Origin of the sequence: Cellulosimicrobium sp. Marseille-Q4280, from assembly GCF_943181405.1 — a bacterium.
Classification (GTDB): domain Bacteria; phylum Actinomycetota; class Actinomycetes; order Actinomycetales; family Cellulomonadaceae; genus Cellulosimicrobium.
In genome coordinates, this window is the sequence record NZ_CALPBY010000003.1 from 480,022 (window position 1) to 502,327 (window position 22,306).

The following is a 22,306-nucleotide window of genomic DNA, read 5'->3' on the forward strand; positions in this document are numbered from 1 at the left end:
GGTGTGACGAGGGGCCTCGGCGGTCGGACCGCCGGGGCCCTTCGTCGTGCTCCCGGCACGCACCGTTCCTCTTGACGAGGGAAAACCCTTTCCTTAGCCTGCGAGGAGTCGTGCACACCGACGTGCACGACCCGACAGGAGAAGCGAACCTCGGCGACCCCGTGGCGGACGTGGCGACGCGCACGCGACCCGGACGACCGTGGCGCGGCGGTGCGCACCCTCCGACGAAGTGGAGCAGACGATGACGTCTACGCAGTCGAGTCGCCGAGGAAGAGCGGTCCTCTCGCTCTCCCTCGCGACGGTCCTGGGAGCGACCCTCCTCGTGCCACCGGCAGCCGCGGTGGTGGCCGACGAGGAGTTCACGGAGATCCTCAGCTTCGAGACCTACGAGCGCAGGGCGCTGACGGGCCAGGACGGGTGGTCGGCCTCCACGGCGGCCCAGGTCGTCGCCGACCCGCTCAACGCGAACAACCAGGTCCTCGAGATGGTCGGCGGGGGCCAGCGGGCCCATCGCGCCGTCCCGGGGATCGCCGAGGGCGACACCGGCACCGTGTTCTTCCGCTTCATGCGGACCGGGAGCGTCGACACGTCGTTCGGCATCACCGACGTCGACGCGCCGTCCGACTACGTGAACAGCCGCGCCTACGTCAACAACCAGAACAACGACGTCATGCTCGTCCGCGACGGTGGGGGCTTCAAGCCCGCCGGCGTGTGGTCGCGCGACACGTGGCAGTGCGTGTGGATCGTCGCCGACAACGCGACGGACAAGGTCGCCGTCTACAGCCAGGGCGGGCCGTACGACGAGATCACGCGGCTCCCCGAGGGCACCGAGCAGCAGTTCGGGTTCCGCCAGGCCGTCACCGGGGCCCTCGACCGGTTCTTCTGGATCAACGGGGCCAGCAGCGCGGGACGGCTCATGCTCGACGACGTCGCCGTCGACACCGCGGGCGAGAACCTGGCGATCCCGACGGGGAACCCCGCCGACTGCGCCGCGGGCGGCACCACGCCGAGCGAGCCGCTGCTCAACCCTCTGCCCGACCCCGCACCCTCGGCGCTGGGCATCGAGGTCACCGAGCTCGCCCAGCTGCCGGAGTCGACGACGACGCCCGCGACCCAGGACCAGCGCCTGGTGCGGCACAACCGCATCACGCACCTCGACGAGATCCCCGACGGGTCCGGGCGGCTGATGCTGCCCGACAACAACGCCGTCCTCTACACGGTCGACAAGGACTCGGGCGAGCACGTGCCGTACCTGGACGTCCGGCAGGCGTTCCTCGACAACTTCCACAACAGCGCCGGCCTCGGCACGGGCCTCGGCTCGGCCGAGTTCCACCCGGAGTTCGCCGAGAACGGGAAGTTCTACACGGTCCACACCGAGGCGGGCACCGCGCTGACGCAGGACACCCCGGACTTCCCGGGCTACGGCAACACGGCGTTCCACAGCGTCGTCACCGAGTGGACCGCGACGGACCCGTCCGCCGAGGTCTTCGAGGGCACGAGCCGCGAGGTCCTGCGCGTGCCGTTCGCCGGGCGGGTGCACACCGTGCAGCAGATCGCGTTCAACCCGACCGTCGAGCCGGGCGACGCCGACTACGGCAACCTCTACGTCCTCGTCGGCGACGGCGGCAACGGCGTGGGCAACGGCAATCCCCAGAACCTCGCGACCCCCCAGGGCAAGGTCTTCCGCATCGACCCGCTGGGTGACGACAGCACCAACGGGCGGTACGGCATCCCCGACGACAACCCGTTCCTCGACGAGCCGGGCGCGCTGCCCGAGATCTACGCCGTGGGCCTGCGCGACCCGCACCGCATCAGCTGGGACCCCGAGGGCGACCACACGATGTACCTGGGCCACATCGGCGAGTGGCAGGTCGAGTCCGTCTACGCGGTCGAGCCCGGGGACAACTTCGGCTGGTCCGTGCGCGAAGGGTCCTTCGTCGCGGACAACCGGCAGATCTACCCGCTGCCGGCGGACGACGCCGAGCGGTTCGACTTCACCTATCCGGTCGCGGCCTACGACCACAACCGCGACCCCGGTCAGACCGGTGACGCGGGCGTCGCGCTCAACGGCGGTTTCGTCTACCGCGGCGACATCCCCGAGCTGCAGGGCCGGTACCTGTTCACGGACCTCGTCCGCGGCTGGGTGCTCGCGACCGAGGCCGACGAGATGGTGCGCAACGACGGCGACCTCGAGGACCTCGCGGAGATCGAACACCTGCGGGTGTTCCAGGACGGCGAGGAGACGACCTTCCAGGAGCTCGTCGGCGACCAGCGCGTCGACCTGCGGTTCGGGTCCGACGCCGACGGCGAGCTGTACCTGATCTCCAAGGCGAACGGGAAGATCTGGAAGGTCACCGGTGCCCGGCACGCCGGCGCGTCGTCGCCGGTCGCGCTGCCGGAGCTCGCGCCGAACCTCGTCGCGCACTACGACTTCGACCACCCGGCCGAGGGCGCCCCGACGTGGGAGGCCGACCAGGGGTGGTCGGGCACCGACATCGAGCTCGTCAACGGCGGCGTCGAGATGCGCGTCGCGGACCGCGCCTACCCGGGCGCGGGCGAGGCGCTGCAGACCCAGCAGATGAGCCCGCTCACGTCCTCGAACGACGACTGGAAGGCCGGGGTCTACGACGCCGCGGGCGTCGACTCGCTCGGGGCCTTCGCCGGCACCGAGGAGATCTCGGTCATGGGCTGGTTCAAGCCCACCGGCGAGCACCCTGCGCTGAACTCCGGCACGGCGAACCCCGACGACCGGTACAACGCCATCGGCCTGGCCGGTGTGCTGACGGGGACCTCCGACGGCCACGCGGTGCGCGCGCTCCTCGAGGTCATCACCGTCGACGGCGAGCTCAAGCTGGTCGCCCTCGGGCGGCGCGTCGACGGTGCGGGGTCCTGGACCTTCGCGGCCGACCTGCCGTGGGACCAGATCCTCGAGCGGAACACCTGGGTCCACCTCGCGGCGACGTTCGACTTCGCGGGCGGCGAGATGAAGCTGTACATGAACGGCGAGGAGCTCGCCGGCCGCTACACGGCCGCCAACCCCTGGGGGGCGGGGGCCACGTCCCCGACCGACCCGGCGGGCCTCAAGATCGGGGGCAGCTTCCCGCAGGACACGCGGGAGGCCAACCCGTTCCACGGGCGGATGGACGACCTCATGTTCCTCGACACCGTCCCGACGCCCGAGCAGGTCGCCGCGCAGTACGCGCTGTTCGGCGCCGTGCCCGTGGAACCGCCCGCACCGCCGTCGTGCGCGCCGGCGGGCGAGCAGGTCACCGACGTCATGGGGGCCGAGAGCTGGGCTCCCCGGACGCCGGCCAAGTGGCAGTTCCCGGGCGAGGAGATCGTGCTCGCCGAGGTCGGGGACAACCCGAACGACGGCATCCGCCGGCCGTTCGAGTACGCGGTGCTCACCGAGGGGCCCGAGCTGGGCTCGTTCGCGCTCGACGCCGAGGTCCGGCTCGACGCGCCGGCGTCGGTCAACAACCGGGACGTCATCGTCGTGTTCGGGTGGCAGTCGGACACCGAGTACTACTACGCCCACCTCTCGCAGGACAACACGATCTACGCCCACAACGGCATCTTCAAGGTCGACGGCAAGGACCGGGAGCGGATCGACGACCAGTGGGACGGGGCGGTCGGCGCGCCGCCGGCGGTCACCGACGAGGAGTGGCACGACGTGCGCGTCGTGCGCTGCGCGGACAGCGGAGACATCGCCGTCTACGTCGACGGGCTCGACACGCCGCTCCTCACCGCGAACGACACGACGTTCACCGAGGGCCGGGTCGGGTTCGGCTCGTTCGACAATACCGGCCGGCTGCGCGACCTCACGGTCACCGCGGCGGAGGACCCGGCCGAGGTCGAGCTGGACATCGAGGTCTCGCCGCGCTGCCTCGCCGGACGGGTGTACCTCGCGGTCGCCGCGACGAACGCGAGCGACGTGCCGGCGGACGTGACGCTCTCGACGGCGTTCGGCAGCCGGACGGTCGCGGACGTCGCACCGGGTGCATCGGCGTACCAGGCCTTCGCGGTGCGCGCGCAGTCCCTCGCGGCCGGGTCCGTCACGGTCTCGGCCGAGGCGACCGTCGACGGCGAGGAGGTGTCGTCGGAGGTGGTCGTGGAGCACGGCGCGCACACCTGCGGGTGATCGCCGTGGCCTGACGTGTGGGGGGTGTGCGCGTGCGCTCGCGCACACCCCTCTGTCTTCGGACCGCACCGGCCGACCGACAGCACCGCGACGAGGTGAAGGTCACGCCCGAGGACGAGGGCATGCTGCTTCGGCTGGCGCACGAGCGGCGCGTGACCGTGCCGCGTCTTCTCGTGGAATCGGCGCTGGCGTCTGGCACGTCGGAGACCCCGACCGAGCGGCGCAACGCGATGGCTCAGCTCTTCGGTCTGCACCGCCTGTTGGCCGCGGTGTCGAACAACGTCAATCAGATGGCGAAGGCGACCAACGCGACCGGCGAGGTGCAGGACGAGATGGTCGAGACGCTGCGGGCGGTGCGCCGTCTCGCCGAGCGGATCGACGCGACGATCGACGGGCTGAGTCGGCCGTGATGCCCAACGTCGTCCGGGGCGATCGCATGGCCGGACTGATGAGCTACCTTGTCGGACCGGGCCGCTCCAACGAGCACACCGAGCCGCACCTGGTCGCGGGCGACGCGGCGCTGATGGCGTGGCATAACGACGACGAGCTCGGGCGCGGCGCGGCTCTGCGGATCGCGCACCATCTGGACCAGCCGCGGACGGCCTACGTGCAGGTGAGCGGCGGTCACGTGTGGCACTGCTCTCTGTCGCTGCGTGCCGATGAGGGCACGCTGACCGACGAGCAGTGGAACGCGATCGCGAACGATTTCGTGCGCGCGATGGGGTTCGACGACAACGAGGGCACGAAGGCGCCGTGCCGGTGGGTCGCGGTGCGTCACGGTGTCTCGACGAACGGCAACGACCACATCCACCTTGCCGTGAACCTGGTGCGCGAGGACGGCACGAAGGCGTCGGTGCACAACGACTTCCGGCGCGCCCAGACCGCGGTGCGCGCGCTCGAGGTGAAGCACGGCCTGGAGCAGCTGGAGCGGTGCGGGCGGAGCGCTCGACGCGTGGCTACGACCCCGCCGAGCGCGAGGTTCAGGCGCGTGCACGGGCGCAGGCTAAGTACGAGCGCGCGAGTCGCCTTGAGGGCGGGCGCGTACCGGCCTGGGCGGCGCTGCCGGGGTCGGACCGACAGGCGCGCGTCGCGGCCGAGCTGCGCACCGACCAGCCCCGGTACCTGCTCGCGCTCAAGGTGCGCGGGTGCGCGAGCGCGAGCGAGGACGAGGCCGAGTTCGTGCGGCGCATGCGCCGGGCCGGACTGCTGGTCCGTGCCCGGTTCGCGGACGGGCGCACGGACGTCGTCACGGGCTACTCGGTGGCCGAGCGGCCACAGGCCGGCGAGCGACCGATCTGGTACGGCGGCGGCCACCTCGCCCGCGACCTGTCCCTGCCCCGCCTGCGCGACGGGTGGCCCGACACGCCCACCGGCGCCAGCGACGCGGCGGCCGAGTGGAACGCCGCCAAGCGCGGCAGGCGCGTCGTGTCCGCGGGACGCGAGACGACCGAGCCGGACCCCGAGATGTGGGCCACGCAGCACGACGAGCTGCGCGCACTGGTGGACCGGTTGCGGTCGGTCCCGGTCGAGGACCGGGACACGTGGGCGACCGTCGCACGGCAGACCGCGGGCGCGTTCGCCGCATGGTCGAATGCGACCGAGGAGACTCCCGGCGACCTCGCCGCGGCCGCCGACGCGCTCTCCCGATCGGCCCAGACGCACCGACGCACCGTGCGCCCGGACAAGGCCGGGACGATCGCCATCTCGGGGGCGGCGATGCTCCTGGCGAGCGCGGCCCGCGGCGGGCGCGGGACCGTCGCGCAGGCCGCGATGATCCGTCAGCTGCTCCGGCTCACCCAGGCCGTACACGGCGCGGCGATCGCGGCGAAGCAGGAGCGTCATGCGCGCCTGCTCGCCGAGGACACCCGGGCACGGCTCGTGCGCGTGCGCGAGGCCCTGCCGAGCCTGGCGCCGAGCGGCGGCAGCACGGCGACGGTCACCGCGCCGGCGCCGACGACGACGGTGCTCGACCCGCAGGCGCAGGCCGTGCTCGACCGGCTGGGCGCCGGACACACGGACGCGAGCACGACGGCGTCACCGCTGCCGGCAGACCTCGAGGCGGCACGCAGGCGGCACACGGTCCAGCCGGGCGCGCAGCGCGGCCCGGAGCGATAGGAGGGGGCAGGTCATGGCTGAGGAGAGCGACGGCATCGAGGAAGCGTTCGAGGGCCAGCTACGCGTGATGGTCACCGCCGCCGGGCAGGTCGGCGAACGTCTCGCACGGATGCGCGAGCAGGCGCTGCGACGCGCGCAGGCACGCAGCGAGCAGCAGGCCCGCGAGATGCAATCCCGGTTCGAGGCCGATCGGCGCGCCGCCCGCGTCGAGCTCGGCAACGTGTACCGCTCGGACTGGTGGGACCGGGCGCCTGCGGAGCAGGTCGCCCAGACGTACCAGGTCGCTCGCACGTGGACACGTGAGGACCCCGACGCGGTGCGCGCCGAGGAGCACATGCGCACCGAGATGCGCACCCGGTACGGACTGGACCCCGACGGGCTCGCCGCCCGCGCGCAGGACGAGCGTGACGCGCGCACTCCTGGCCCACGGTTCGAGGCCCGCGACGAGCTCGACGGCTCACAGCCGGTCCGGACGCTCACGAAGGACGACGCACTCGCGATGATCGACCGCCTGCCGGCGGACGCCGAGCTGGGACCGATCGGGCGCGGCGGGCTGCGCGACGTGCAGGCCTGGAAGGGCAAGGACGTCGACGTCGACCTCGCGATCGCGTCGAAGTTCCCGCACCTGATGAGCCAGGCCGAGCTCGTGGCCGTCGCGGCCGCCGAGAAGGAGCGTCACCGCGCCGCCGCGGAGTACGCCGAGGCGCAGCGACTCATGCAGCAGGCTGACCGCGAGGACAGGTTGGCGGACGAGGCGCGCAGCGCGGCCGAGCACGAACCGGACCCCGACGAGCGCGCGCGGGCGGCCGCCGTGGCAGCCCAGCGTGACGCCCTCGGAGTCCAGGCCCGCGAGGACGGTCGTGCCACCTACGACAGCGCCGAACGCCGCGACGCCACCGCCAGCGAGCTACGCGCCAAGGGCATCGACCGCGACGTCGTCGACACCCGGATGCGCGCCGACGTCAGCCAGGCCCGGCCCCCCACGGAGGCTGTCGCCGCGAAGGGCGTTGGCCGGACCACTAAGGTCCGCAAAAGCCGCGGTCGCCCAGCCGAAGTACAACGGACGGGCTTCGATCGATGACTTGGCTACATGCGGCCAGCCAGGGCCGACACCACGATGCTAGTCCTTCCCTCCCTTGTAGTCTCTGATGGCTTTGCTGGACGCTCAACATTCTTCGCGGGTAAGGACTGCTAGCAGTATGTCTTTGTCGCACCGTCGGTGTGATGCAGGGTATTTGCTTCATCGAGCGCGCGTAGGGTCCCGATAGATTTACCCTCGGCGCTTGTAGGTCCATCGCGCATCGCGATATCGCGAGAGGTCCGGCAGGGCCAGCACCTCACACTTAGTTGTGATCTTGACGTCAGGACCGACAAGCGTTTCAAGCGCTTCGATGATGTCTTGGATGTCCTCCTGGTCATTCGCCTCGATTTCCGTCATCTGGAAAATGACCATTACTCCGGGCCCATGCACCACCACGCCAACGGCCACTGCATGCTCGGGCAGCAACCCTAGGCAGGCCTGTGCTAGTTGCGCAACAATGTAGTTGTCCCAGACCGGGGCCTTCTTAGGGTCGGTCGGGCTAGGCCAGTTCACGGGGTCCAACTCGGGTTATATGGAACGATGCTAGGTTTTGCACTGCCTTTGATGAAGAACACGTTGGTTGGTTGATGGGGAAAACCTGCTCCAGGGTTATGGTTAAAGCCTATGACGTTTGGGTCGCGGATAACGATATCTTTCCCCTTCATGCCGAGCACCTCCGCAGAGCCACTATGGAAGTCATCAAGTACCCTTTGTGCGTCGCGATGTGTGCGAAAATAGCTGGCTCCCTCGTACTGTGGGGCGTCTATAACGTGTCGGCCCTGACGCTGGAAGCTGATCCTTGCATTGATCATGGCGCGATCAATACCGATAAAACTTGACGCTTGCGGTGTGGCCGTGCCACTCGACGCCTGCGATCTAACTCCCGCAGCTGTCCCCGCACCTGAAACTACACCAGCACCAAGTCCCGCGCGCCCAGCACCGGCGGCCGCGCCACCGGCACTAGCGCCAGTTGCACCCGCGCCAAAAGTTGGCAGGAGGGCGTAGCTGACAATAGCGGCCATTGCGGCGATCAGGACAGCGCTTGACACCATCGAGACGGTCCTCTGATACGCGGTCGGCGGCGGGCCGCACTGCGAGCAAGCGGGGTATCCCCCTGCGTTCGTTTTCGGGTTTCGTACGGTCGAGCTGCTCGACGCGCCACCGTAGCCTCGCTGGCTTCCAGCGCTCGAACTGGACGCTCCGAATCCGCCCGCATACCCACTAGTGGAGGCGCTGCGCGCAGGTGGCCGAACTGGGGGCGCGCTCTTGCCGGGTCTTCCGTCGCGCATGTAGGGGATCAGCCCTGTGGGATCCGACAACGTGACGGGGGTGTTCTTTGCATAGCTGTACCCGTCCCACTGTTGGGGATCGGCAAGGTCCATGATGGGGTCGACGGTGATAAATCGGCCGATCTGGGGATCGTAGTAGCGGGCCCCGATATGGGTAAGCCCGGTCGTGTCGGTGGGTTTACCAAGGAAGCCCTTGTCATCGATCCAGGGGGCGCCTGTTCCGCGGGGGGTGCCGTAGGGGTCGTGATAGCGGCGGATCGCTTGGTTGGCGCCGTTGTTGATGGCGATTTCGGCTGTGCCGTGGTGGTCGCTAATCAGGGTGTTGACTCCGGAGGCGCCGGTGTTAGTGCGGGTGGCGATGGTCTTGCCACCGAAGGCGTAGTACCGGGTCGCGGTGGTGATTGTGCCGTTGGTGGTGAGCTCGAAGCCCGGGAGGTAGGCGGTGGTGGTGCTGCCTTCTTTACGGAGCAGCCGGTCGCCGTCGGCGCTGTAAACGTAGTCGCCGGTGAGGGTGTCGGCCTCGGAGAGGGCGTCGAGCTTGCCTTCGGCGTCCCACGTCAGAATCTGTGTGGGCCCACCGGTGATATTGCGTTCGGTGGTGTTCCCTGCGGCGTCGTAGGTGTAGGTGTTAGTGCCGGCGGTGGCGCCGGTGGAGACGATCTGGGTGACAGCGTGGGGGCGTGCTGTTCCTGCACCGGGGTAGGTGTACGTGCTAGTCGTGTTCCCGCTGGTGGCGTGCTGGGTGGTGCTGGTGCGGTTGCCGACGGTGTCGAAGGTGTAGCTGGTCCAATACGGGGCGGCGCCGTCGAGCCCTGTGGTGGTGCGCCCTGTGGTGGCGCAGTCGGTGCTCGCTGGGGTCCAGGCTTCGGTCAGACGGCGTAGACCGTCGTAGGTGAAGCACTGGATGTCGGCGTCGCGAGTGCCGGGGGTATCTGCGATGGAGGTGATGTTCCCGGCGTCGTCGTAGGTGTATTGGACGTCGAGGTCGTAGGAGGTTTGTCCTTCACGCTGCAGCCAGGTCTTGTCGGGGCGGCGGGTGCCGTGCTCGTAGGAGTGGTTGAGCATCTGGGAGTAACCCGAGCCCAGATCGAGAACGAGGGGTTGGCCGTACACGGAGTACTCGGTACCGGAGACGTAGGAGCCCCAGGTGGGTCCCCCGTTCATCCACTCGGGGATGGAACGGTTGTCGTAGAAGGTGGTGACGGTCTCGGCCCCCATGCCGCCACCTGCGGGATACTTCGTCTGCCGGAGCTGTCCGTCGAGGGTGTATGTGTAGCCCGTGGTGTATGTGCCCGCAAGAGTGCCAGCCGCTGAGGGCAGCGTCACAGCCGTCCCTAGGGGCCGGTAGCCGTCGTCGTATCCGGTGATGGCGGTGACGTAGGCGGCGCCAGCGTCGTGGCGGGTTGACGACGTGAGCTGGCCCTTTGCGAGCGTGTCGTAGTTCCACGAGGCACGCAGTGTTCCCGTCGGGCTGTTCTCTCGGAGCTGGATCTTGCGGCCGAGCCCGTCATAGACAGTGGCAAGGGTGAGGCCGCGCGCGTCTGTAGTCGTGAGGAGCTGGCCGGCGTCGTCGTAGCTCGAGGTGCTGGCACCCTTGTCGGGGTCCGTGGCTGCGATCTGACGGCCGCGCTGGTCGTAGGTGTAGGACCACTGGTTCCCGGCAGGATCGGTCATGGACGCGAGACGTCCGGCCTTGTCCCAGATGTAGGTGCTGGTCTGGTGGGCGCCGGTGGGTGCGGGACCGGTGTATTGCCGCAGCTGGGTGGTCTGCCCGCGCGCGTCGGTGATGGTCGTGGTCGGGGTGCCACCGGTGGGCGGATCGACGCTGACCCGGTCGCCGCCGTAGGTGGTGGTGGTTCGCCAACGCTCGGTGTCTGCGACCAGGAGTATCTCTGCGACCGCGCGTCCAGCCCCGTCGTAGGACGTCAGAGTGCTCGCGGGGACGGCTGTGGTCGGCACGACAGGTGTGGTGGCGGGATTGCCGGTGGTGTACCAGGGCTGGTTGGTTTCAGTGAGCAGCCCGCGTGAGTCGTAGATCTGGTCGGTCACGATCCGCCCGGCGGTGTTGCGGTCGCCGGTGGGTGCCTGGGTTTGGCGTTGACGCAACAGCCCGTCGTACAGGGTCGTCGTGGTCTTGTAGGTGCCGTCGTGGATGAGGCTCTTGGTGGTGACGGCGTTCTGCCCGGTCTCGGAGATGGTGTATGCGTACGTGGTATGGGCGGTGTCGGTGCCTTGCACCCGTCCCGGCTTCCACACGGCTGTCATGCGCCCGAGGGCGTCATAGGAGCCGCTGGTGACCTTCCCGTTCGGATCCGTGGTCTTGGTCGGAGCTTGCCAGGCGGGGTCGAGGTCGGTGGTGGTGACGTGCGCGGTCAGCGGGCCCGTCCCGTCGGGGTCTGGCCCGGTGAGCACCGTCTTGGTGACCGGCCCGGCTCCCGCCGGGGTGTAGGCAGTGCTGGTCGTCCGCCCGAGCACGTCCGTGACGGTGGTGATGCGACCGAGCGCGTCGTAGGTGTTGGTGGCGGTGGTCACGTACTGCGCCGTCGGTCCGGAATAGGACTTCAGCTCCTGGGTCTGGGTGACCAGGCCCCGGGTCGGTGCCCCACCAACTGCTGCGCCGTCATAGGCCAGCCGCTCGTCGCTGATCACGTCGGCTGGCCGTGAAGGCGTGGTGGCGCAGGCCTTCGAGACGGTCTCCGTGCGTGACACGGTGCCCAGGATGTGCTTGGTGGTGTTGCGCGCGTACTGGATGCGGGTGCACCGGTCGTCGGCGGCAGTGGCCACGTCACCAAGGTCCTCGACTTGGGTCGGCATCCCGTAGTCGCTGTACGTGGTAATGGTGCGGGTAGTGCGCTTGCCGCCCGGCAGTGCTGGAGCGGTGGTGCGGGATTCGGTGGCGCCGACGCCGGTGTGACGGGCCGTGGTCCCGTTCGCTGCGGTAGCGGTCGGGCTCGATGCCCACGGGGTGGTCAGTGTGCCCGCGACCTCGGCAGCACCGTTGTAGGTGATCTCCTCGCGGGTGAACCCGTTGAAGTAGTCGTGGTCGCTGATCCCGTCCACGCTGACGGTCTTGGTGCCACCGGCCGGGGTGGCGCGGTCGCCGTGCATGCCGCGGAAGAACCGGTACCGGGTCTTGAGCTGCGGCTGGTCGGGTTGACCGCTCTGACCTGTGATCACGTCGACGGTGGCGTAACCACGGAACTGCCCCCAGGTGCGGTACTTGGGCGCGACGAGCTCGTTGTCGTCGTAGTGCCATGCAGCGTCACCCGCGTAGAAGTAGTTCGTCGCTACCGGCTTGGACTTGCTGTCGCGACCGGAGTCGACGACCTTAGCCACCAGGTACTTGTGGAAGTACTCCTGGGTGAGCCCGATCGACCCTTCTGGGTCCCAGTACACCGGGAAGCAGCGCCGCGTGTTCGACTCCGGGGCGCCCGGAAGACTCGAGGTGCTGCAGTCGACGGGTGTGTAGTTGACCGAGGTGCTGCCACCGGACTCGGTGTTGATGCCGGTGATGCGGTACCGGTTCATCGCCGGCCCCAGGTCACCGATTGTGTCCACTCGGTTGGCCATCTGGGTACCGATGAACGTGGTCTTGGGCAGAGTGATCGCGGTCGAGGCGGCCAGGCCCTTGTGCTCGATCGATGCGAGCCACAGCACGGGATCGGTCCCGTCGCCGGGGTCGGGGAACTGCTGGTCCAGGGTCCAGGAGTCCACGTTGCGGTACGCGGCGCCGCTCAGGACCTTCGTCGTGACCGTGGTGAGGCGCTTGCGGGTGAAAAACGCCGGGGAGAACTGGTTCGGGCACGACGTCGACGAGGCGCAGATCAAGTCGAACGGCACGTCGGGCCACTTTGCAGCGTTCGCCGACGTCAGCTGAGCGGGGGCGCATGTGATTGCCCCGGACGGCAGGCACCGCTCGGCGACGGTGAACTCCACCCGTGCGGGCGCGTTGGCTGCCTCTGCGCCGGCACGCTGACCGTAGTCGATCCGCGCGAGGTGCCCCCCGCGCACATAGGACGACACGGCGGTGCCGAGGTTGCGCCCGTAGTTGTTGGTCTCCTTCGCATACACGTAGGTCAGCGAGTTGCCGGACGGGTCGATGACGTAGTCGAGGTTCCACCGCCAGACCTGGTTGCACGACGCGCTCGCGAACGCCGCGTTGTAGCAGGGCTCGCCCGGGTGGTTGCCGAACACGGGCACCGTCCAGGCCGAGTTCAACGCGAGCGTGTCTGTTGCCGAGCGCTTGTCCCGGCCGAAGAAGTACTGGGTTCCATCGGTCGTGGTGACCTTCCAGTGCTCCCCCGACTGGCCCGTGTTCCACGCACCGGTGAGCTTCTCGACCTTGGTGCCGTCGTCAGCCTTCGGCGTCCAGGCGCCTGTGGTCGCGTCTTTGACGAGCTCGGTCGCGGACCCGTTGAACACCAGAGTCGCGTTGTCCGACTTCCAGCACAGGTCACCGGTCTTGCGGGTCGCGTTGTTCGCTGACCCTTCGGTGTCATCGGCGCACGCGACGTACTTGCGCTCCACGTATCCCGAGGACAGGTCCCACCCGTCGCCCACCCAAGAGGACTGGTTGTTCGTCGAGGCGACACGCCCGTCGACTGAACCGGAGGAGTAGTTCAGCCCCACCTCAGGCTCCAACCCGCCCGCTGCAGGCGGTACCCGCATCGGGTAGGACCAGGCGAAGTCACCGGTCTGCTCCGACACCTGCCATGCCGCCGACGCCGCGAGCGACGTCGCGGACCAGTCACCGGCCGAACCCGCCGCCTGCGCCGTCAGGGCCAACGTTCCGAGCTGCTCCGGGCCCACCACCGCGCGCACCGTCGAGGACTGCGCATCGTTCGCCGAGTCGAGCTCGAGCGCCTGGTCCGCGCAGCCCACGCTCGGGTCCTGCACGTCACACCCGGGGAGCGCGACCAGGCGCAAACGCGACGCCCAGTCCCCTCCCCGCGCGTCCGCGAACCCTGAATAGTCCACCGTGATCTCGACCGGCGCGATCCCCAGCTCGGCACCGTCGTGCGGCTCCACGCTCAGCAGGACTCCGTCCACGCCCGCGTCGTGCGCGGCTCCCGCGTCACCCACCTCTACCGAGAATGTGGACCTGTCGGATTCGTCGGCGGTCCGAGCCACCACGTCGAGGTCGCTCTGGACCGGTGTCAGGGTCACCGGCAGCGAGCCGGCGACCGTTTCGCTGCCCTCGCCGGTGGCATCGACCTCCAGGAGCGTTTCCTCCGCGGCGGGCCACTGCGTGGCGTCCGTGTCGGTAGAGGCGGCAGGAGCTGGCGGCGCGATCCGGTCGTCCGGCCGCGCAGGCGTCGAACCGATGACGTCCTCGGGCTCGCGTTCGGGCCATAGGGACTGTCCGTGCGCGGCACGTTCCTCCGCCGTCCACCCCGCGCGCTCTGCAAGAGATATCTCGTCACTACCGGCCGCAGGCGGAGCGACCAGCAGCGTCGCAATCAACGACGTCGCGACCACACCGGAGATGCCGAACCGGACCGAACGACCACCGCTCATCATCGATGTGCCCTTCATCAAGTGTCGCGAGAATCGTGGGGATGTGGGGTAGGTGTTCATGCGGCCTGCTTCAGGCACAGGTCTCGGATCTCGTTTGTTCCGAGTGCGACACCGTTGTAGACGCGCACGTCGTCGATCGCCCCGGGCCAGTGATCGGCAGGCGCTCCATTGGTCTGCGCCCGTCCCACCTGCAGTGGGCCCCCCGCAGACCAGCCGCCGGCAGCAGCAAACGGCACCTGCGCCGCCCGAACCGGCTCCGCCAAGCCCGGGTTGTCCGGGCTTCCCCACTCGCACACCCACAACGTCAACGTTCCTGCGTTCGCGTCACGCACCCCGGTCAGGTGCACCCACTCGTTCACCTTCACCGGCACCGGGCTCAGCGACGACGTCGCGGTCGGCGACGCCGTGTCGACGGGAGGCGCCCAGAGAGCCCAGCACGTGCCTGTTCCCGTCGGGCACGCCGGGTCGACGCGATGACCGAGCTTGAACCCAGAGACGAACTGACCGTCCTGAGAAACCGCTGCGACCCGCTCGTCCGCCCGCTCGAGCTTGACCATGGCGGAGACCGTGTAGCTCCCGGCGGTGTCCAACACCGGACCGGCGCTCTGCGCAGCGTCAGCACTCGAGTCAAACCTCAGGGCGCGGTCCGAGGGGTCCGAACCGAACTCCGCCAACGGACCGTCCACCCACTGCGCGGAGCCCGACACTGCAAGCGAACCGGCGGTCCCGGCCGCGCTTCCCGCCGAGGTCCCGGCGCCCTCGTCCATCCGCCAGAACCCGTCCAGCTCAGGGAAGTCCACGCTGAACCGGTACAGCCGCACGTCCGAGGTGTTGCCCGCACGATCCACCGACTGCACGTACAACCGCTGCGAACCTGGCGCAGACGCCGTGAACGGCACCCTTCCACCCGCGGCCACCGTCTTCGACGACCCAAGCCCGTCACCATTGAACGAGTAGTTGTACGACACGACGTCGCTCACGCCACCGTTGGAGAACTGGAACTCCCCGTTCTTGCCCACCCCACCAGAAACCGCGTCCTCGGGGTAAACCCCATCATGCCCCGCGACCGGTGCGACCCCCGGCAACTTGTTCGGGCGAGTGATGTCCACCGTGAAGCTGCAGGCTTCGGCGACCGGTCCGAGTCTGCCCTGCGGATCCTTGCCGCGGGTGTACCACGTGTAGGTCTTGCCGTCGGTCAGAGCCGGCGTAGTTGCCCAGTGCTCCGACCCCGACATGCTCGCTGAGTCGAAGGGGGTGTTCCACACGCGGGCACCAGCGGTGTGGACATCGAAGCTCGCCGAGACGTTGCCGCCATCGGGGTCCGCGAACGTCGCGTACAACGTCGGCGTCGCATCACGAATATATGCCGCCTGGGTACACGTCGTGGCGGGGTCGGTGCGCAGACCCGTCGGTTCCGCCGGAGCCCGGTTGTACGTCACCGACAAGGTCGCGTCATTGCGATACCTCTTCCATCCGCCCGCCATCGAGCCCTCGTCCGAGGCCTTCAACCCGATCGTGAGCGTCGAGGAGTTGTGGTCTGCGATGTGCTTCGCACCGCCGGTCACGTTGAACTCGATCCACCGCACGTTCCCACACGAGGCCTTGTGCGCGACTGACACCGACTGCTGGTGCAGGGTCCATGAACCGGCGTTGGAGTTCCACGTGGTCCAACCGCCGATTCCGGCGACGGCCCAGGCCTCGACGCCGCTCGCTGTGCATGACCAGGAGTGTGTCCCGACCGCAGCGAAGGTTGCTGAGACGACGTCTGCGCCCGTCATCGATCCGACCGCGTTGAGCCCGGTGAAGTGCCAGATCAGGCGATGCTTGTCGTTCGAGCGGGTGCACGCGGAGGTGGCTCCCGGGTCGCACAGGCCCAGGCCGGCGTCGCCATCGAAGTTGAATCCAGCGACCGTGTCGGGGACCGCGGAACGGATGAGCGTCCACGCGTTGCGGCTCCCGCTCACGCTCGGATCAATGAACACCGGCCACTGCGTCTCGGGATTCTCCAACATCGCAAGGTCGGGCTCGATCGTCACCGATCCCTCGTCGACCGTGGCAGGCATCATCGAGACAGCATCCGCACCGAGCGGGCCCTGCACCCGGTCCTCTGACGTAGCCCCACCGGAGACGAGTTTGTGCTCTGGCACCGACGGCCCAGAGGCGACCGATCGAGACGAACGCGCGGGGACAGGGTCGTCCAGCGTTGGTGCCGACGAGTCCCACATCAGCGGGGTCGGCGACGTGAACACCCGCTCCCCTGCCTCGTCCACGGCCCCAAAGCCACCCTTGTCAGCCACCACCGACAGGTCGTCCGAGGTCGTCACGGGAAACGACAGCTCGGCGAGCACAGGATTCGCCGCAGCCTCCGGCGACTCAACTCGCAGGACCTCGGAGAACCCGGTCCCGTCCTCGTGCACTGACAGCACGAGGTCCACACCCTCGAGGATCTGTGGGTAGGTCACGCGCGAGCCCTCGACCACAGGCTCGGTGAGCTCGAACGGTACGTCGAAGGTCAGCTCGTGACCGTCCCTGACGATCCGTGCCAACGGCTGATCACCAGGCCCTCCGGCGAACGTCATTTTCATCGCTGGCGCGGCCACCGACAGCCCACCATCGGTCTCGACCACTGACGTGTCGATCGGCTCCCAGAGCCCGTTCACAGCAGTGCGCACCGCGGTCGCCGAAGTATCCACCCGTGTCAACCCCGCAGGGGTCGCGTACACCGTGTCCCACTCCGTACGCTCCGCGACCACCTCGACATCCTGGTCGCAGGAGACCGCCATGGTTGCCGCGTCCTGCGCGCTCGCTGCTTCGCCAACGCACGAGAGCGAGGCCGGGACTTCGACGGGCTCTTCCGCGGCAGCGACAATGCCGCCTAGTGTCGTCGACGCGATCAGGGCGACGGATGTCACCGCTCCGACGCGCCGAACAATGTGGGCAGGCAAACGACGAGCAGCCACAGGCCACCGCTCCTACAAGCCAGGGCGCTCGACTACAGCGTCGTGCGACATCCGAAGCCGAACGCCCCCTTTGGGCTCGACCCCAGCGCTGCATTCAGCGAACCTGCAGCCAGCGGTGGTGGATGAAAGGTAACGATGTCGGCGCGGTTTTGCAAGGTTGCGTCATCGGCCACGATTGCGACGGAACGGGTTACCTCACGTTGGGGAACATGCCCTCCGGCGGCGCGAGGTACGGCAGGGGGGCGCCGGGGGTGTTGCGGTCGTGTTCGCCGTCGGCGGGCCCGAAGGGGCCGTTTTGGGGGTCGAGCAGGACGGCCATGTGGTGGTCGGCGTGGTCGCGCCACCAGATGCTCATGCCGGTGGCGGGGTCTTGGCGTAGGTGTTCCCATGCGCGCCAGAGTGCTTCGAGGCGGATCACGGCCTCGTCGTACTTCCACCACTCGGCTGCCCAGACTCGGTGTTCCCCGCGGCCGGCGATGTGGCGCCGGTAGACGTTGCGCAGGTATTCGCGCACGAACTCGTCGACTGACCCGTAGTAGAGCGCCGGCGTGCTGTCATCGGCCGCCTGCTCGACGGCGAGGCGCTGCGCCTGGTCGATGGCGTCGGCGAGGTCTTGGTCGGCTTGGTGGACGACGGCTGCCGCGTCCTCGAGCGCGCGCTCCCGGGCGCTGACCGCGGCGGTGCGCCGGGCGAGGACCCGGCGGGCCTTCTCGACGTCCTCGGCCGCGGCGACGCGCTGCCAGGTGGCCTTGGTGTCGTCGTCTTCGTAGTCGGTGACCTTGGCCTCGGCGACGCGCAGGGGGCCCTTGGCGTCCGCGAGGGTGTCGCGCGCGTCGTCGAGCTGGCTCGTCGCGCGTGCGTGCGCTGCCAGCGCGTCCTCGAGCGTGGCCCGTGCCTCGGTGACCTCGGGCGGCTCGGCGTCCGCCGGGCCGGTGACGGCCGGTGCGTCGTCGACGTCGACGGGCTGGGCCTCGATCGCCGGCTCGTAGTCGTCGGTGCCCCAGTCGCTCACGGTGCCTCCTCGAGCGGTGCGGCGGCCGCGACGGTCGCCATCTCGTCACGGGATTCGCGCAGGGTGTGCTTTGCCTGCGGGTCGTTCGCGGCGATGGACGCCTCGACGGCTTCGCGGTGGGGGCCGACCATCCACGGGACGGTGCGGATGAGGGTCGGGCGGGCCCCGGAGGCCAGGACGACGGCGCGGCTCTTGGGCAGCGCCGCGAGGTCGGCCACGTCGAGGATGCGTTCGCGGTGGGTCTGCTGGGAGACCGTGCGCTGCCCGCGGCCGGTCGATGTCGAGGAGGAGAGCCGGTCGTAGTCGCCGATCATGCGCGAGAGGTCCTCGAGGAAGTTCGCCTCGCTCACTCCCCCGCCGTAGACCGTGACGTTGGACGCGCTCCACAGCTTCTTCATGCCGGACTCGCCCCAGACCTCCTCGCCCTGGGACCAGCTCTGCAGCACGGTGTCCAGGACGATCCCGCGTGAGCCGTAGTGCGAGTAGAGGTTTGGCAGCTCGCGCCAGCGGCACACGTTCGCGGCCTCGTCGAGCACGCCGACGAGCGGGGTCGCCAGGCGCCCGCCGGCGGAATGTGCGGCCAGCTCCTCGGCCGCCTCGACGACGGCGACGGTGAGCGCGGTGACGAGCGGGCCGGCCGTGCCGCGTCCTTCCTTGGACAGCGAGTACAGGGTGCCGGGCTTGGTCGGCGCCTGCCCCGCTGCCGCGGACGGCAGCCCGGCGCGCACGAACTCCTCCGGGCTGAACTGGGGCCGGGTGTCGGCGGGGCCCTGCGGGGTGATCCAGGCCGCGACCTGCCGGTTGGTGAGGCAGGACGCCATCTGCTGCGCGGTGCCGTACACGCCGCCGCGCTGCTTCTCGGGTGCGGCGATGACGCCGGCGACCTGGTCGGCGGTCAGCGTGTAGCCGTGCTCGGTGAGGATCGTGACCGGGGTCTGGTTCGTGGGGCGCGTGAGCCAGCTGTAGACGTCGGTGATCGGGCGGGCGTCGAGCGCCGCGGCGAGCAGGAGACCACCGAGCAGGTCCTGGCCGGCCGGGTCGAAGTAGGCGTCCGTGCGGGCGCCGGGGTCGCGCGAGCCGGACGCGAAGTGTTCGGCCAGCTTGGCGGCGCGCACCTCGTCGGTGACGTAGCTCAGCGGGTTCCACCACCAGGTGGGTTCCTCGCCGGCGATCCCCTGCGGGTCGAACACCCACACCGGCCCGATGACCGCGCGCGGACCGCGCGTCTGGTCGACGACGTCGCGCTTGTTCGACGTCGACTGGACCGAGCCGGGTGCGTCCAGGATCTCCGGCACGACCATCGACGTCGTCTTGCCGGTGCGCGGACCGGCGATCGTCATCCGCATGTCCTCCCACGAGCTGAGCAGGCGCTGCCCCGTGGACACGGTCACCCCGATCGGCAGACCGGGTGCGGCCTGCACCCCGAGGCGCTGCGCCGTACGGCTCGCGTGCTTGCGCGAGAGCCCTTCGACATCGCGGCCACGGCCCATGTAGGTGGCCGCGCGGTCGACGCGGGTACGGCGAGCGCTCTTGCGCGCGAGGGCCACGTCCCCAAGGTGCCCAGCGCCACGACGATCAGGGCGAGCCCGGCCTGGACTCACAAACGGCTGCACCCGGCCAGGCGAGGTCACCGCCGAACAGGCCGACCGTCAGCGAACATGTCGCCGGGCACGAAGCCGATGCCGGCAACCCATTCGGGGACGGTCAGCCGCGGTCGGCCGGGGGCGCCGTCGAGTCGCGCACGACGAGCGCGTGACCGGTCGACCGGCGCCGGGGCCGGGCCGACGGCGGTCGCAGCGCCAGCTCGAGAGCGGCCGCGCCGATCTCGCTCATGGGCAGGCGCACCGTGGTGAGCGCGGGTGCGAGGTCCTGGGCCACCTGGATGTCGTCGAAGCCCGTCACGGACATCTCGCGCGGCACGGCGGTCCCTCGTTCGCGCAGGACCGAGAGCACCCCCGTCGCCATCGCGTCGTTGAGCGCGAGGATCGCCGTGGTGCCGGGATGCTCGTCGAGGAGCCGCCGCGTCGCGTCGCGGCCGCCCTCGCGGGTGAACGGGGCGTGCGCGACGGCGAGCGCGTCGGGGTCCAGACCGCGGCGCGCGACGGCCGTCCGGATGCCCGCGAGCCGATCGGCCATCGTGGTGAGGTGGGCCGGGCCGGCCGCGACCGCGAGCCGGCGGTGCCCGAGCCCGAGGACGTGCTCCGCGATGCTCTCCCCGGCGGCCTCGTTGTCGGGGAGCACGGCGTCGCAGCGCAGGCGGTGCCGCCCGACGACCACGACGCGACCGCCCGACTCCTCGAACGCGGCGAGCTCGCGGCCGGACTCGTCCTCCATCGTCGGGTCCACGTAGCCGGACCCGGCGAGGACGATGGCCCCGACCCGGTGCGCGCGCAGGAGGCGGATCTGCGCCACCTCGGCGGCGGGCTCGCGCTCCGTGTGGCTGATCTGCACGCTCCACCCGTGCTCGGCCGCGACGCCCACGACGCCGCTGGCGATCTCGGCGAAGTACGGGTCGCCGATCTCGTACACGATGAGGCCCGCGACCGACGTCCTGCCGCCGGCGAGCGTGCGCGCGTGGAGGTTCGCGACGTAGCCGAGCTGCGTCGCGACGGTGCGGACGTGCGCCGCGACCTCCTCCGACACGCCCACGCTGCCCGAGAGCGAGCGCGACGCGGTCGCCAGGGAGACGCCGGCGCGCTGCGCCACGTCGACGAGCCGCGGCGCGCTCCGGTCCCGGACCGGACGACCCTCTCCCCGCACAGCCACTCCGATCGTTCGTGGGCCGACCGCCCGACCCGCTGCGGCCGACACCTCGTTGTGACGCTTGCCACAAGCGCTGCCGACAGCGTACTGTGACGAAAGCGCTTACGAAAGCGCTTCCGTACACAGAGGTACGGGTGAGTTCCTCACTACGACGAGGTAGGGAGATCCAGTCCATGTCTTCACGGTTGCCCTCACGCACCGCCCGCCGCCGCGCGATCGCCGTCGCCGCCGGCCTGTCCACCACGGCCCTGGTCCTGACCGCCTGCTCCGGCGGCGGCGGCGGAGACGGAGGCGGTGGGCCGGAGGACGACCCCATCGTCGTCGGCATCTCGCTCCCGCTCACCGGTGACTTCTCCGAACCGGGCAAGGGCGTGCAGCGCGGGTACGAGGCCTGGGCCGAGTTCGTCAACGAGGACGGCGGGCTGCTCGGTCGCCAGGTCGAGCTGAAGATCCTCGACGACCAGTCGAACGCCGACCGCGTCGTGCAGGACTACGAGGCGCTCATCGCCCAGGACGAGGTCGACCTCGTCTTCGGCCCGTTCTCCACGCGGCTCGTGGTGCCGAGCGCCCGCGTCGCCGAGGAGTACGGGATGCTCTTCGTCGAGCCGGCGGGCGCGGCCAACGAGGTGTTCGAGCAGGGCTTCGAGAACCTGTTCTACGCCGCCCCGGCCATCGCCGACGACCACTACAACTACCTCGCGGACCACATCCTCGCCATGCCCGAGGACGAGCGCCCGCAGACCGTCGCCGTCGCCGCCATGGACGACCCGTTCGCCCAGGGCACCGCGTACGGCCTGCGCGACAAGCTCGCCGACGCGGGCCTCGACGTCGTGGTCGACGAGGTCTACCCGCCGAACACGACCGACTTCTCCTCCATCGCCGCGAAGATCAGCGACTCCGACGCGGACATGGTCATCGGCGGCACGCAGTACCAGGACGCGGTCAACCTCATCGTGGCGCTGCAGCAGCTCGGCTACCAGCCCGACCTCGCGGCGTTCTCGACGGCCCCCACGAACCCCGAGTTCGCCTCCGCCATCGGGTCCAAGACGGAGGGCATCCTCTCGCCCACGGGGTACACCGAGACGGCGAGCTGGCCCTCCAACGTCGACTTCGTCGAGCGGTACACGGAGCTGCACGGCAACCCGCCCGGTGAGGACGAGGCCAACGCCTACACGACCGGCCAGGTCGTCGCCGCGGCGGTCGAGGCCGTCGGCTGCGCCGAGCAGGGCGACTGCCAGCAGGAGCTGATCGACTGGCTGCGGGACAACGAGGTCGAGACCGTCGTCGGACCGCTCACCTGGGACGAGACCGGCAAGCCGCAGGGCGCCCACCTCATCCAGCAGTACGTCGACGGCGAGATCCAGATCGTCCTCCCCGAGGACACCAAGGAGGCCGACTTCATCTACCCGAAGCCGGCCTGGTGATCCC

Annotated in this window: 11 protein-coding genes and 1 pseudogene; 6 read left to right on the forward strand and 6 right to left on the reverse strand. The window is 69.7% G+C overall.

Translation table 11 applies throughout. The annotated features are described in order from the left end of the window. The first annotated feature begins 241 nt into the window (after positions 1-241). The 5 genes and pseudogenes from NFS20_RS10445 to NFS20_RS10460 all read left to right on the forward strand — a co-directional run bounded on the left by NFS20_RS10445 (position 242) and on the right by NFS20_RS10460 (position 7,337). A complete protein-coding gene (locus NFS20_RS10445; RefSeq protein WP_251151700.1) occupies positions 242-4,141 on the forward strand; it encodes a PQQ-dependent sugar dehydrogenase in 3,900 nt (1,299 codons plus the stop codon). A gap of 95 nt (positions 4,142-4,236) precedes the next feature. After that, complete coding sequence (locus tag NFS20_RS10450; protein ID WP_251151701.1) at positions 4,237-4,551, forward strand: MobC family plasmid mobilization relaxosome protein; 315 nt, start codon at positions 4,237-4,239, stop codon at positions 4,549-4,551. A gap of 113 nt (positions 4,552-4,664) precedes the next feature. Beyond that, positions 4,665-4,997, forward strand: a pseudogene (locus NFS20_RS22370) (relaxase/mobilization nuclease domain-containing protein); the annotation flags it as partial. A gap of 74 nt (positions 4,998-5,071) precedes the next feature. Beyond that, positions 5,072-6,256, forward strand: a complete 1,185-nt coding sequence (locus NFS20_RS10455; protein ID WP_502800805.1) for a hypothetical protein — start codon at positions 5,072-5,074, stop codon at positions 6,254-6,256. Positions 6,257-6,269: 13 nt separating this feature from the next. Then, positions 6,270-7,337, forward strand: coding sequence for a hypothetical protein (locus NFS20_RS10460; protein WP_251151702.1), 1,068 nt, complete (start codon positions 6,270-6,272; stop codon positions 7,335-7,337). A gap of 189 nt (positions 7,338-7,526) precedes the next feature. On the opposite strand, the gene NFS20_RS10465 is transcribed toward NFS20_RS10460, so the two are convergent. The 6 genes from NFS20_RS10465 to NFS20_RS10490 all read right to left on the reverse strand — a co-directional run bounded on the left by NFS20_RS10465 (position 7,527) and on the right by NFS20_RS10490 (position 20,881). Continuing rightward, on the reverse strand, positions 7,527-7,850 hold the full coding sequence (locus tag NFS20_RS10465) for a hypothetical protein (protein ID WP_251151703.1): 324 nt from the start codon (positions 7,848-7,850) through the stop codon (positions 7,527-7,529). Further along, positions 7,847-14,203 (reverse strand): RHS repeat domain-containing protein, encoded by a 6,357-nt coding sequence (locus NFS20_RS10470; protein WP_251151704.1) that lies wholly within the window; start codon positions 14,201-14,203, stop codon positions 7,847-7,849. Before NFS20_RS10470 ends, NFS20_RS10465 begins: the two co-directional genes overlap by 4 nt. After that, a complete protein-coding gene (locus NFS20_RS10475; protein ID WP_251151705.1) occupies positions 14,200-17,055 on the reverse strand; it encodes a LamG-like jellyroll fold domain-containing protein in 2,856 nt (951 codons plus the stop codon). Before NFS20_RS10475 ends, NFS20_RS10470 begins: the two co-directional genes overlap by 4 nt. Positions 17,056-17,293: 238 nt before the next feature. Continuing rightward, the gene (locus tag NFS20_RS10480; protein ID WP_251151706.1) at positions 17,294-18,115 is read right to left on the reverse strand and encodes a DUF4913 domain-containing protein; all 822 of its coding nucleotides are present in this window, start codon (positions 18,113-18,115) and stop codon (positions 17,294-17,296) included. After that, the gene (locus tag NFS20_RS10485) at positions 18,112-19,662 is read right to left on the reverse strand and encodes a type IV secretory system conjugative DNA transfer family protein (RefSeq protein WP_251151707.1); all 1,551 of its coding nucleotides are present in this window, start codon (positions 19,660-19,662) and stop codon (positions 18,112-18,114) included. The genes NFS20_RS10480 and NFS20_RS10485 overlap by 4 nt, the downstream gene beginning before the upstream one ends. A gap of 157 nt (positions 19,663-19,819) precedes the next feature. Continuing rightward, complete coding sequence (locus tag NFS20_RS10490) at positions 19,820-20,881, reverse strand: LacI family DNA-binding transcriptional regulator (RefSeq protein WP_251151708.1); 1,062 nt, start codon at positions 20,879-20,881, stop codon at positions 19,820-19,822. Positions 20,882-21,051: 170 nt separating this feature from the next. Between NFS20_RS10490 and NFS20_RS10495 the strand changes: the two genes are divergently transcribed. Continuing rightward, on the forward strand, positions 21,052-22,302 hold the full coding sequence (locus NFS20_RS10495) for an amino acid ABC transporter substrate-binding protein (protein WP_251151709.1): 1,251 nt from the start codon (positions 21,052-21,054) through the stop codon (positions 22,300-22,302). Positions 22,303-22,306 lie beyond the last annotated feature (4 nt).

Bases quoted from the DNA above. Each gene is read 5' to 3' on its own strand.
- NFS20_RS10445 (WP_251151700.1), top strand. From the start codon at position 242: ATGACGTCTACGCAGTCGAGTCGCCGAGGAAGAGCGGTCCTCTCGCTC.
- NFS20_RS10460 (WP_251151702.1), top strand. From the start codon at position 6,270: ATGGCTGAGGAGAGCGACGGCATCGAGGAAGCGTTCGAGGGCCAGCTA.
- NFS20_RS10470 (WP_251151704.1), bottom strand. From the start codon at position 14,203: ATGAACACCTACCCCACATCCCCACGATTCTCGCGACACTTGATGAAG.
- NFS20_RS10495 (WP_251151709.1), top strand. From the start codon at position 21,052: ATGTCTTCACGGTTGCCCTCACGCACCGCCCGCCGCCGCGCGATCGCC.